The organism is Streptomyces sp. NPDC006193, from assembly GCF_040613915.1.
Taxonomy (GTDB): Bacteria; Actinomycetota; Actinomycetes; order Streptomycetales; family Streptomycetaceae; genus Streptomyces.
Genome location: NZ_JBEXTB010000003.1, coordinates 1 through 12,306, shown reverse-complemented (window position 1 = coordinate 12,306; position 12,306 = coordinate 1). Strand labels below are relative to the sequence as shown.

Annotated in this window: 8 protein-coding genes and 1 pseudogene; 4 read left to right on the top strand and 5 right to left on the bottom strand. The window is 72.6% G+C overall.

Going from position 1 to position 12,306, the window contains the following annotated elements; genetic code table 11:
* Nucleotides 1–91 precede the first annotated feature (91 nt).
* On the bottom strand, nucleotides 92–730 hold the full coding sequence (locus tag ABZ261_RS03825) for a TetR/AcrR family transcriptional regulator (RefSeq protein WP_356854968.1): 639 nt from the start codon (nucleotides 728–730) through the stop codon (nucleotides 92–94).
* Between the two features lie 163 nt (nucleotides 731–893).
* Between ABZ261_RS03825 and ABZ261_RS03820 the strand changes: the two genes are divergently transcribed.
* The 4 genes from ABZ261_RS03820 (at nucleotide 894) to ABZ261_RS03805 (ending at nucleotide 5,866) form a co-directional block, all read left to right on the top strand.
* Nucleotides 894–2,567, top strand: a complete 1,674-nt coding sequence (locus ABZ261_RS03820) for an MFS transporter (protein ID WP_356854967.1) — start codon at nucleotides 894–896, stop codon at nucleotides 2,565–2,567.
* 114 nt (nucleotides 2,568–2,681) lie between these two features.
* Nucleotides 2,682–3,110 (top strand): MerR family transcriptional regulator, encoded by a 429-nt coding sequence (locus tag ABZ261_RS03815; protein WP_356854966.1) that lies wholly within the window; start codon nucleotides 2,682–2,684, stop codon nucleotides 3,108–3,110.
* Nucleotides 3,107–3,439: a thioredoxin domain-containing protein gene (locus ABZ261_RS03810; protein WP_356854965.1), complete on the top strand. Its 333-nt coding sequence runs from the start codon at nucleotides 3,107–3,109 to the stop codon at nucleotides 3,437–3,439. Before ABZ261_RS03815 ends, ABZ261_RS03810 begins: the two co-directional genes overlap by 4 nt.
* Before the next feature lie 183 nt (nucleotides 3,440–3,622).
* Nucleotides 3,623–5,866 carry an ATP-dependent DNA helicase gene (locus ABZ261_RS03805; RefSeq protein ID WP_356854964.1) on the top strand — a complete coding sequence of 748 codons (2,244 nt, stop codon included), beginning with the start codon at nucleotides 3,623–3,625 and terminating at the stop codon, nucleotides 5,864–5,866.
* A gap of 93 nt (nucleotides 5,867–5,959) precedes the next feature.
* On the opposite strand, the gene glgB is transcribed toward ABZ261_RS03805, so the two are convergent.
* The 4 genes and pseudogenes from glgB to ABZ261_RS03785 form a co-directional block, all read right to left on the bottom strand.
* Nucleotides 5,960–8,401 (bottom strand): 1,4-alpha-glucan branching protein GlgB, encoded by a 2,442-nt coding sequence (gene glgB, locus ABZ261_RS03800; RefSeq protein WP_356855545.1) that lies wholly within the window; start codon nucleotides 8,399–8,401, stop codon nucleotides 5,960–5,962.
* A 143-nt stretch (nucleotides 8,402–8,544) separates the two neighbouring features.
* Nucleotides 8,545–9,939 carry a maltokinase gene (locus tag ABZ261_RS03795; protein ID WP_356854963.1) on the bottom strand — a complete coding sequence of 465 codons (1,395 nt, stop codon included), beginning with the start codon at nucleotides 9,937–9,939 and terminating at the stop codon, nucleotides 8,545–8,547.
* A gap of 85 nt (nucleotides 9,940–10,024) precedes the next feature.
* Nucleotides 10,025–11,725: a maltose alpha-D-glucosyltransferase gene (gene treS, locus ABZ261_RS03790; RefSeq protein ID WP_356854962.1), complete on the bottom strand. Its 1,701-nt coding sequence runs from the start codon at nucleotides 11,723–11,725 to the stop codon at nucleotides 10,025–10,027.
* Nucleotides 11,722–12,306: pseudogene (locus ABZ261_RS03785) on the bottom strand (alpha-1,4-glucan--maltose-1-phosphate maltosyltransferase); the annotation flags it as partial. The gene treS and the pseudogene ABZ261_RS03785, both read right to left, overlap by 4 nt.

Sequence of the window (12,306 nt, the reverse complement as noted above, 5' to 3'; positions counted from 1 at the left end):
GAGGCGCCGACTGCGCTCCGGACGTCCGGCCCGGCCTGAACCCGGGCCGGGCGTCCGGTCACCGCCGCCGGGCGGCGGGAATCCCCTTGCCTCAGCCGCCGGGCCGCTGCCCGCTCCCCGCCACCTCGGCCACCAGCTCGGCGGCCCGTGCGGCGGGCACGCCCGCCGCGGTCAGCACGGCGACCGTGGCCGAGCGGCCCGCCTCCTCGGCCGCCAGCAGCCCGTCGTTCACCGCCTCCGTCACCGCGAACAGCATCTGCTCGTGCACATAGGCGAGCGCCTCGGCGGGCAGCGGCGAGACGAACACGCCCTCGTCCAGACCGCGCCGGAGCAGGCGGACCTTGTCCTCGCGCAGCGGTGCGAGGCGTTCGCGGATGCCCTGCACGGTGACCGTGCGCTGGGCCAGGGCGACCAGCAGCCGGTAGCGGTCGGCGATCTCCCAGATCGCCAGGATCGAGCGGGCCACCGCCTCCGCCGGGTCGGCCACGGCGGCGCGGGCCCGCGCGTCCGCGTCCGCCAGCGCTTCCACGGCTCCGTCCACGAGGGTGCTGATCAGCGCTTCCCGGCTGGGGAAGTGGCCGTACACCGTCCGCCGTACGACGCCCGCGGCGCGCGCGATCTGGTCCATGGAGGCGTCGGGGTCACGCAGCAGTTCGGCGAGGGCGACGTCGAGGATGCGGCGCCGGTTGGCGTCGGCGCGGCTGCTGTTACCCGTGGTCATGGCGGTCATTCTGCCTCCCCGCGGCATCCCCGACGCGACTTGCACAGTGCTGTGCAGGGACGTACATTGCACATGGTTGTGCAATTGCACGCCATTGTGCAAGTCGGTGCCGTCACGCACGTACGCACCGCCGTGCACGTACCGACGCGATCCGAGGAAGGCCACACCTGCCATGCGACTCGTCCTGACCGAACCGGTCGAGAAGACGGAGCGCCCCTACGCCCGGCGCTGGTGGGCGCTGCTGGTGCTCTGCCTCAGCCTGCTGATCATCGTGATGGCGAACACCGCCCTCACGGTCGCGGCTCCCGACATGACCAGGGACCTCGGCCTGACCAGCGCCGACCTCCAGTGGGTGATCGACGGCTACACCGTCCCCTACGCGGCGCTGATGCTGCTGCTCGGCGCCATCGGCGACAAGTACAGCCGGCGCGGGGCGCTGGTCCTCGGCCTGGTCGTGTTCGGCGGCGGAGCCGTGTCCGGGTACCTCGCCGACGGCTCCGCGACCGTCATCGCGGCCCGGGCCGTGATGGGCGTCGGCGCGGCCCTCATCATGCCCGCCACGCTCTCCCTGCTCGCGGCGACCTTCCCGCGCGCGGAGCGGGCCAAGGCGATCACGCTGTGGACCGCGACCGCCGGGCTCGCCATCGCCGCCGGACCGGTCGTCGCCGGCGCCCTGCTGCGCGACCACGGCTGGTCCTCGACCTTCCTGATCAACGTGCCCGTCGCGGCCGTCGCGCTCGTCGGCGCCCTGGTCCTCGTCCCGCCGTCGAAGGCCGGCCACCACGACCGCATCGACTGCACAGGCGGCCTGCTCTCGGTCGTCTGGACCGGCGCGCTCATCTACATGATCATCGAGGGCCCGCACTTCGGCTGGGGCGCCAAGGCCGTGGGCGCGGCCGTCGTCGCGGGCGTCGCCCTGGTCGCCTTCGTCCTGTGGGAGCTGCGCCACCCGCACCCGATCCTGGACGTGCGCCGCTTCGCCGACCGCCGGTTCGCGGGCTCCAACCTCGCCGTCGCGCTGTTCTTCCTCGCCGTCTTCGGCGCCTTCTACTTCCTCACCCAGCACCTTCAGTTCGTCCTCGGCTACGACGCCCTGGAGACCGGCGTGCGCATGCTGCCGCTGGCCGGCGCGGTCTTCGCCGGCTCCGCCCTGACCGGCTGGCTCACCCCGCGCGTCGGCATGAAGTGGACGGTCGGCGCGGGCATGGCCGGCGGTACGGCGGCCCTCGCGCTGCTGACGCGGGTGGACGCCGCATCCGGGTACGGCGACTTCCTGGCCCCCCTGATCATCCTGGGCCTCGCCATCGGGCTCGCCCTCTCGCCCTGCACCGACGCCATCATGGGCGCCTTCCCGGAGTCCGAACTGGGCGTCGGCGGCGCCGTCAACGACACCTCCCTGGAGCTGGGCGGCTCGCTCGGCATCGCCCTCCTCGGCTCGCTGCTCGCCACCTCCTACGGCGACCGCCTCTCCGACGCCACCGCGGGCAGCAGGCTCCCGGCGAGCGCCCTGGACACCGCGCGGGACTCGGTCGGCGCCGGGTACGCCGTCGCGCGGGGCATCGGCGACAAGGCGCAGCAGGCGGCCGCGCGGGCGGCGCACGCGAAGGACCCGCAGCAGGCCGCGCAGCTCAAGCAGCAGGCCGCCGAACTCGCCGCGGGCGCCCGGCGGATGGCCGACGCGGTGGGCGCCTCCTTCTCCGACGCGGTCGCCCGCACCAGCCTGGCCGGCGCGGTGATCCTGGGCGTCGGCACGGTCCTGGTGGCCGTCCTGCTGCCGCGTCGGGAGGCCGCCGCCCCGCGGCCGGAGACGCGGGAGAAGGAACTCGTGGACAGCACGGCCGGCTGACCCCGCGCCGCCCGCGGCCGGGTCGGGCCCCGCCGCGGCGCCCCGCGCCGCCGCCCCGTCCGGCCGGCACCGCCGCTTGCCTTGACGTCGGCGTCAACCCGTACCGTCGCACCCATGCGAATCGGCGAGCTGGCCGCCCGGGCCGGGACCACGACACGCACCCTGCGCTACTACGAGGCACGGGGGCTGCTGCCGGCCCGGCGCGACGGCCGGGGGCACCGCACGTACGACGAGAGCGACCTCAGGCTGCTGCGGCAGATCCGCACCCTGCAGGACTTCGGGTTCGGCCTGGAGGAGACCCGACCGTTCGTGGAGTGCCTGCGGGCCGGGCACCCGGAGGGTGACTCGTGTCCGGCCTCGCTCATGGTCTACCGGCGCAAGCTGGCCGAACTGGACGCGCTCATCGGGCAGCTGACGGCGGTGCGCGAGACGGTCGCGGGGCAGCTGGCGCGGGCGGAGCGGGCGCGGGACGACCTGGCCGCCGAGGCGCTGGTTCCGGGGGGTCCGGAACCCGCTTGCGAACTGGGAGGGCTGACGAGGTGAGCTTGGTGAGCGGACTGGACGAGGTGACGGACGCCGATTTCGGCACGGAGGTGATCGGCTCCGAGCTGCCGGTGCTGGTGCAGTTCACGGCCGAGTGGTGCGGGCCGTGCCGGCAGCTCGGGCCGGTGCTGAAGGACATCGCGTCCCAGGAGGGCGACCGGCTGAAGGTCGTGCAGATCGACGTGGACCGCAATCCGCGGACGGCGATCTCCTACGGCGTGATGGCCACGCCCACCCTGCTGCTGTTCCGGGGCGGCGAGCCGGTGCGCTCGATCGTGGGCGCCCGGCCCAGGCGCCGGCTGCTGGAGGATCTGGCGGACGTGCTGTAGAGCCGGCCCGGACGCAAGAAATCCCCTGAGCAATTGTGCTCGGGGGATTCTTCTGCGTATATTCGGTGGTTCACGACTTCAATTCGATGAAGTCGCGGAGAAGTCCAGTGACCACAGTATATGCGGGCGGGAGCGGAATTGTCAAACGCGGATCTGTCGCCGAGTGAATTCCCGGACGATGAAATGCGCGACGAGCAGGAATTCATCGACGGGCTGTACGCGCGCGTGGACGTGCTGCGCGGCGAGACCGCGACCTCCGTCGCGGACGCGCTCGCCCAGGGCGACACGCCCATGCAGGCCCGGCTGGAGCGTGACATCCTGGTCGCCGAGCGTTCCGGGCTGCTCGCCGCGCTGAACGCCGTGGACGGCTCGCTCTGCTTCGGCCGGATCGACCTGGCCGACGGCACCAGCCACCACATCGGCCGCATCGGGCTGCGCGAGGACGACGCCGAGCGCACCCCGGTTCTCATCGACTGGCGGGCCGACGTCGCCCGCCCCTTCTACCTGGCCACCGGCCACACCCCGATGGGCCTGCGCCGCCGTCGGCACATCGCGACCGAGGGCCGCACCGTCACCGCCCTGCACGACGAGATCCTGGACCTGCGCGACGCCACCCGCACCGGACACGAGGACCACAACGGCGACGCGGTGCTGCTGGCCTCGCTGAACTCGGCGCGCACCGGCCGGATGAGCGACATCGTGCGGACCATCCAGGCCGACCAGGACCGCATCATCCGCGCGCCGCACCGAGGGGTGCTGGTCGTGGAGGGCGGTCCCGGCACCGGCAAGACCGCGGTCGCCCTGCACCGCGCCGCCTACCTGCTGTACGAGCACCGGGAACTGCTGGCCCGCCGGGCCGTCCTCGTCGTCGGCCCCAATCCCGCCTTCCTCGGCTACATCGGCGAGGTGCTGCCCTCCCTCGGCGAGACCGGGGTGCTGCTGGCCACGGTCGGCGAACTGTTCCCCGGCGTGAAGGCCGCCGCCGCCGACACGCCGGAGGCCGCCGCCGTGAAGGGCCGCGCCGGCATGGCGGACGTGCTCGCCGCGGTGGTCCGCGACCGGCAGGCCCTGCCCGACCCGGTCCTCGCGATCGCGCACGACCGCGAGGTGCTCCTGCTGGACGACGGCCTGGTGAGCGTGGCCCGCGAACGCGCCCGCGCCACCCGGCTGCCGCACAACGTCGCCCGCGAGCACTTCGAGGGGCACATCCTCAACACGCTCACCGACCTGTACGCCGAGCGCGTCGGCACCGACCCCTACGACGGCGGCAGCCTGCTCGACGCCTCCGACATCACCCAGATCCGCGACGAACTCGCCGAGAACCCCGAGGTCTGGGACGCCATCGACCGGCTGTGGCCCCGGCTCACCCCGCAGCGGCTGGTCGCCGACTTCCTCGCGGAGCCCGACGGCTACCTGCCGCCCGAGGACGCCGACGCGATCCGCCGCCCGGTGACCCGCGCCTGGACCGTCGCCGACGTGCCCCTGCTGGACGAGGCCGCCGAACTCCTCGGCGAGGACGACCGGCTGGCGCGGACCCGCGCCGAGCACGAACGCCGCGACCGGATCGCCTACGCCCAGGGCGTGCTGGACGTCTCGTACGCCTCGCGCACCTACGAGTTCGAGGACAAGGAGGACAGCGACCCCGAGGCGTCCGAGGTGCTGTCGGCGCACGACATCATCGACGCCGAGCGGTTCGCCGAACGGCACGAGGAGGCCGACCACCGCAGCGCCGCCGAACGCGCCGCCGCCGACCGGACCTGGGCGTTCGGGCACATCATCGTCGACGAGGCGCAGGAGCTGTCGCCGATGGCCTGGCGGCTGCTGATGCGGCGCTGCCCGACCCGCTCGATGACCCTGGTCGGCGACCCCGCCCAGACCGCCGAGGCCGCCGGCGTCGGCTCCTGGTCGGACATCCTCGCCCCCTACGTCGAGGACCGCTGGGAACACACCCGCCTCGGCGTCAACTACCGCACCCCGGCCGAGATCATGGAACTGGCCGCGGCCGTGGTCCGCGCGGAGAACCCGGACTTCGAACCCCCGGCGTCCGTCCGCTCCACCGGCGTGCGGCCCTGGGTGCGGCAGGCGTCCGGCGACCTGCCCGGCGCGGTCGCCGGGGCCGTCGCCGAACTCACCCCTGAGGAGGGCCGCGTGGCGGTGATCGCCCCACGCGCCCTGCACCGCTCCCTGGCCGCCCGGCTGGACGGCGTCACGGCCGGCACGGAACCCGACCTGACGCGGCCGGTCGTCCTGCTGGACCCGCGCCAGGCCAAGGGACTGGAATTCGACTCCGTGCTGGTGGTGGAACCCGCCGCCTACGGCACCAGCGACCTGTACGTGGCCCTCACCCGGGCCACGCAACGCCTGGGCGTCCTGCACACCGGCGAACTGCCGAAGGGCCTGGCCGACGCCGGGACCGGCGAGGGGTAGGCCGCGCGGGCGCCGGAGCCGCCGCCGTGCTCCGGCGCCCGCGGGGACCCGGGAACGCGGGGACCGGTGGCCGGCCTACCCGGGCCGGGACCGTCAGGCCGGGCGCAGCCACACCGTCGCCAGTGGGGGCAGGGTCAGGCGGATGCTCGCCGGGCGGCCGTGCCAGGGCAGGGGTTCCGGCTTGACGACGTCCGGGTTGGTCACGTCACTGCCGCCGTAGGCGCCGGCGTCCGTGTTGAGCACCTCCACCCAGGCCGGCACCTCCTCCGGCACCCCGAGGCGGTAGTCGGGGCGGACCACCGCCGCCAGGTGGGTGACCGCGAGCAGCGGCGCGCCGTCGGCGTCGAGGCGCAGGAAGGCGAAGACGTTGTCGTCCGCCGCGTCCCCGGTGATCCACTGGAAGCCCGCCGGGTCGGTGTCGCGCTGCCACAGCGCCGGGGTGGCGCGGTACCGGGCGTTCAGGTCCCGTACGAGGTCCCGCACCCCCCGGTGATCCGCCTCGGCCCCGTACGACGGGTCCAGCAGCCACCAGTCCGGGCCGTGCACCTCGGACCACTCGGCGCCCTGGGCGAACTCCTGGCCCATGAAGAGGAGCTGCTTGCCCGGGTGGGCCCACATGAAGCCCAGGTAGGCGCGGTGGTTGGCGCGCTGCTGCCACCAGTCGCCGGGCATCTTCGACACCAGGGACCCCTTGCCGTGCACCACCTCGTCGTGGGAGATGGGCAGGACGTAGTTCTCGCTGTAGGCGTACACCATGGAGAAGGTCATCTCTTGGTGGTGGTACGTGCGGTGCACGGGGTCGTGGCTCATGTACTGCAGCGAGTCGTGCATCCAGCCCATGTTCCACTTCAGGCCGAAGCCGAGCCCGCCGAAGCCGCTCGGGCCCCGCAGGTGGGTGGGGCGGGTGACGCCGTCCCAGGCCGTGGACTCCTCGGCGACGGTCACCACGCCGGGGCAGCGGCGGTACACGGTGGCGTTCATCTCCTGGAGGAACGCCACCGCGTCCAGGTTCTCCCGGCCGCCGTGCGGGTTCGGCGTCCACTGGCCCGGCTCGCGCGAGTAGTCCAGGTAGAGCATCGAGGCGACCGCGTCCACGCGCAGGCCGTCGATGTGGAACTCCTCGCACCAGTACACGGCGTTGGCGACGAGGAAGTTGCGGACCTCCCGGCGGCCGAAGTCGAACTCCAGCGTTCCCCAGTCGGGGTGGGCGGCGCGCAGCGGGTCGTGGTGCTCGTACAGCGGGCGCCCGTCGAACTCGGCCAGCGCCCAGTCGTCGCGCGGGAAGTGCGCCGGCACCCAGTCCATCAGCACCCCGATGCCGGCCTGGTGCAGCCGGTCCACCAGGTACTTGAAGTCGTCGGGGGTGCCGAGGCGGGCCGTCGGGGCGTAGAAGCCGGTGACCTGGTAGCCCCAGGAGCCGCCGAACGGGTGCTCGGCGACCGGCATCAGCTCGACGTGCGTGAAGCCCGTCTCCGTCACGTAGGCCGGGAGTTGCTCCGCGAGCTGGCGGTAGGTGAGGCCGGGCCGCCAGGAGGGCAGGTGGACCTCGTAGACGGAGAAGGGCGCTTCGTGGACCGGGGTGTCCGCCCGGTGGGCCATCCATTCGGCGTCACCCCACTCGTGGTGCGAGACGTGCACGATCGAGGAGGTGGCGGGCGGCGCCTCGGTACGCCGGGCCAGCGGGTCGGCGCGCCGGGTGCGGGAGCCGTCCGGGCGGGTGATCTCGAACTTGTACAGCTCGCCCTCGCCGATGCCCGGCACGAACAGCTCCCAGACCCCGGTGCCGCCGAGCGAGCGCATGGGATGGCCGGCGCCGTCCCAGAAGTTGAAGCCGCCCGTGACCCGGACGCCCCGCGCGTTGGGCGCCCACACCGCGAACCGGGTGCCGGTGACGCCCTGATGGGTGGTGACGTGCGCGCCGAGCGCCTGCCACAGCTGCTCGTGCCGGCCCTCGCCGATCAGGTGCAGGTCCAGCTCGCCGAGGGTGGGCAGGAAACGGTAGGCGTCCTCGGTCTCGTGGACCGTGCCGTCGTAGGTCACCAGCAGCCGGTAGGCGGGAACCTCGGCGAGCGGGAGCAGGCCGGAGAAGAACCCGTCGCCGTCGTCGTGCAGCTCCGCCCGCAGTTCGCCCGAGACCACGGTGACCGCCTGCGCGTACGGGCGGAACGCGCGGAAGGCGACCCCGCCCGGGACCTGGTGCGCGCCCAGCACGGAGTGCGGGTCGTGGTGAGTGCCGTGCAGCAGCCGCTCGCGGTCGGCGGCGTGCACGGCGGGGGAGACGGCGGTCTCCAGGGCGGGCGCGGCCGGCTGCGGGGGGACCCGCCCGGCCGCCGGCTCCCGCACCGTGTTCCCCGGCCCGGCGGCGCCCTCCCCGGCCGTGCCCTCCCCGGCCGTGATCCTCTCGGCCGCGTTCGTCCCGGCTGCGTTCGTCCCGGCCGCGTTCGTCCCGGTCCCGCTCCGGGCGGCCGTGTCCTTCGCGGCCGTGTCCTTCGCGGACGTGTTCTTCTCGGCCGTGTTCGACTCGGCCGTGCTCATCTCCGGGCTCTTCTCGGCCGTGCTCTTCTGGGCCCTGGTCTTGCCGGACTTGTTCTTCGCGTTCTTGCTGTTCTTCTTCGCGCTCTTCGAAGGGGCTGACTTCTTGGACGTCACGAGCGGGTCTCCCCAGGGCGAGGTTCGGGTCAGGTCGGGTCGGACGCGGCGAGGCGGCGGACCGCCGACAGCGGCACGGCCAGCCAGTCGGGCCGGTGCCGGGCCTCGTAGACGACCTCGTACACCGCCTTGTCGGTCTCGTAGGCCCGCAGCATCACGGGGTCGGTGCGCGGGTCCCGGCCGGCCACCTCCGCGTATCCGGAGCAGTAGGCGGCCCGGCAGGCGTGCGCCCAGCCGGCGGCGGACGGGGCCGCCGAGTGGGCCGCGTAGTCGAAGGAGCGGAGCATGCCCGCGATGTCCCGGACCGGCGGCTGCGCCATCCGCCGCTCGGCCAGCGGCCGGGCCGGCTCGCCCTCGAAGTCGATCAGGGACCACTGCCCGGACGGCGAACGCAGGCACTGCCCGAGGTGCAGATCGCCGTGCACGCGCTGGGCGGTCCAGGTACGGCCCTCGGCGGCGAGAGCGGCCAGCGCCTCGTACGCCGAGCGCAGCCCCGGCTCGTACGGCCGCAGCGCCGGCACCGCCTGCACGGCCGCCGCCAGCCGCTCGGTCATGCCGTCGACCAGCGCGTTCATCTGCGTCGGGCCGAGGGTCACCGTCGGCAGGGCGCGGGCGAGCGCGGTGTGCACCTCGGCGGTCGCCCGGCCCAGCGCCCGGGCCTCGGCGGTGAAGTCCTCGCCCTTGGCCAGCTCGCGCAGCGCCAGCTCCCAGCCGTCGGCGGCGCCGGCGACATAGGGCTGGAGCACGGCCAGCACAGAGGACTCCGCCCCCACGTCGGCATGCAGCCACGCCGTGGGCGCGGGCACCCGGGGGCAGCCCTCGCGGGCCAGGGCGAGCGGTATCTCCAGGTCGGGGTTGACGCCGGGCACCACCCGGCGCAACAGCTTGAGGATGAACGTATCTCCGTAGACCACCGACGAGTTGGACTGCTCGGCGGTCAGCAGCCGGGGCACGAGACCGGCCCGGATCTCCTGGTGCGGATCCCGTTCGGACCGCAGCACGCCGACGCGGGCCCGGGTGCGCAGGGCCTCCAGGAGCAGCTCGGCGGGGCGGGCGTCGTACAGGGCCTCGTACACCGTGCGTCCGGCGAGCGGACCCTCCTCCACATGTCCGATCAGCGCGGGCGCCAGCCGGGGCGGCAGCGCCTCGCGCACGCCTATGAGGAGCTGGTAGCAGTCTCCGGCGTGCGGGGCGGAGCCCGGCGCGGGGGGCTGGTGGGCGCGCAGGAGCAGGTGGTAGAGGCCCAGCCGCCCGTCGGGCGGCAGGAGTTCGGTGACGGCCACGGGGGTGAGCCCGGTGACCGGGCGTCCCTTGCCTGCGAACCAGCGCTGGCGCGGCAGCCATTCGCGCAGCAGGGGTTCCAGTGAGGCGAGGAGGTGACCGGTGGTGCTGGTGGTGCCGGAAGAGGTGACCGTTTCCGCCATGCGCGTCACGTCCTTTCCCCGGAGCGCGAGGGGTGTCACTTCTGCGTGCCCCGGGTGAGGCGGGGGAAACCGCCTCACCCGGCCATTACGCGGCGTCCCGGCGCAACCGGAACCAGTAGAAGCCGTGTCCCGCGAGGGTGAGCAGGTACGGCAGCTCGCCGATCGCCGGGAACCGGACCCCGCCGAACAGCTCGACGGGGTGCCGCCCGTTGAACCGGCTCAGGTCCAGCTCCGTGGGCTGGGCGAAGCGGGAGAAGTTGTGGACGCACAGCACCAGGTCGTCCTCGTACTCCCGCAGGAAGGCGAGCACCGCCGGGTTGGAGGACGGCAGTTCGGTGTACGAGCCGAGTCCGAAGGCGGGGTTCTGCTTGCGGATCTCGATCATCCGGCGGGTCCAGTGCAGCAGGCTGGACGGGGAGGCCATCGACGCCTCCACGTTGGTGACCTGGTAGCCGTAGACCGGGTCCATGATCGCCGGCAGGAAGAGGCGTCCCGGGTCGCAGGACGAGAAGCCGGCGTTGCGGTCGGGGGTCCACTGCATGGGGGTGCGGACGGCGTCGCGGTCGCCGAGCCAGATGTTGTCGCCCATGCCGATCTCGTCGCCGTAGTAGAGGATCGGCGAGCCGGGCAGGGACAGCAGCAGGGCCGTGAACAGCTCGATCTGGTTGCGGTCGTTGTCGAGCAGGGGGGCCAGGCGCCGCCGGATGCCGATGTTCGCGCGCATCCGCGGGTCCTTGGCGTACTCGGCCCACATGTAGTCGCGTTCCTCGTCGGTGACCATCTCCAGGGTCAGCTCGTCGTGGTTGCGCAGGAAGATGCCCCACTGGCAGCCGGACGGGATCGCGGGGGTCTTGGCGAGGATCTCCGAGACCGGGTAGCGGGATTCCCGCCGTACGGCCATGAAGATGCGCGGCATGACGGGGAAGTGGAACGCCATGTGGCACTCGTCGCCGCCGGAGGGGTAGTCGCCGAAGTAGTCGACGACGTCCTCGGGCCACTGGTTGGCCTCGGCGAGGAGCACCTTGTCGGCGTACTGGGCGTCGATCTCCTTGCGCACCCGCTTCAGGAACTGGTGGGTCGCCGGCAGGTTCTCGCAGTTGGTGCCCTCCTGCTGGTACAGATACGGCACCGCGTCCAGCCGGAACCCGTCGATGCCGAGATCCAGCCAGAACTTCAGCGCGGAGATCATCTCCTCCTGCACGGCCGGGTTCTCGTAGTTGAGGTCCGGCTGGTGCGAGAAGAAGCGATGCCAGTAGTACTGCTTGCGCACCGGGTCGTACGTCCAGTTGGAGACCTCGGTGTCGACGAAGATGATGCGGGCGTCCTGATACTGCTTGTCGTCGTCGGCCCAGACGTAGTAGTCCCCGTACGGACCGTCCGGATCCCGCCTCGACTCCTGGAACCACGGGTGCTGGTCGCTGGTGTGGTTCATGACGAAGTCGATGATCACGCGCATGCCGCGCTGGTGCGCGGCGTCCACGAACTCCACGAAGTCGGCCAGGTCGCCGAACTCCGGGAGGACGGCGGTGTAGTCGGAGACGTCGTAACCGCCGTCCCGCAGGGGTGACTTGAAGAACGGCGGCAGCCACAGGCAGTCCACGCCGAGCCACTGCAGGTAGTCGAGCTTGGCGGTCAGGCCCTTCAGGTCGCCGACGCCGTCGCCGTTGCTGTCCTGGAAGGAGCGCACCAGGACCTCGTAGAAGACGGCGCGTTTGAACCAATCCGGGTCCCGGTCCTTGGCGGGCGTGTCCTCGAAGGTGTCCGGAACGGGCTCATTGACGATCATGTTGTGGGTGACCCTCCGATCTGCGGGGTGGACGGTCGCAGGACGGTGAAGACATGCGCGGGCCTATGACCCGGTTCGAGGCGCACATAGTTGGCCCTGCCCCAGTAGTAGGTCTCGCCGGTGAGCTCGTCGCGCACCGGCACGGACTCGTGCCAGTCCAGGCCGAGTTGCGGCATGTCCAACGAGACCGTGGCCTCCTGGGTGTGGTGCGGGTCGAGGTTGGCGACCACCAGAACCGTGTTCGATCCGCTCCGCTTCGAGTAGGCGATCACCTCGTCCTTGTCGGCGTGGTGGAAGTGCAGGTTCCGCAGCTGCTGCAGGGCCGGGTTGTGCCGCCGGACGGTGTTGAGCCGGGTGATGAGGGGGGCGATGGTGCGGCCCTCGCGGGCGGCGGTTTCCCAGTCGCGGGGTTTGAGCTGGTACTTCTCCGAGTCGAGGTACTCCTCGCTGCCGTCCTTCAGCGGGGTGTTCTCGCACAGTTCGTAGCCGCTGTAGATGCCCCAGGCGGGGGAGAGGGTGGCGGCCAGGACGGCGCGGACCTCGAAGGCGGGACGCCCGCCGTGCTGGAGGTAGGCGTGCAG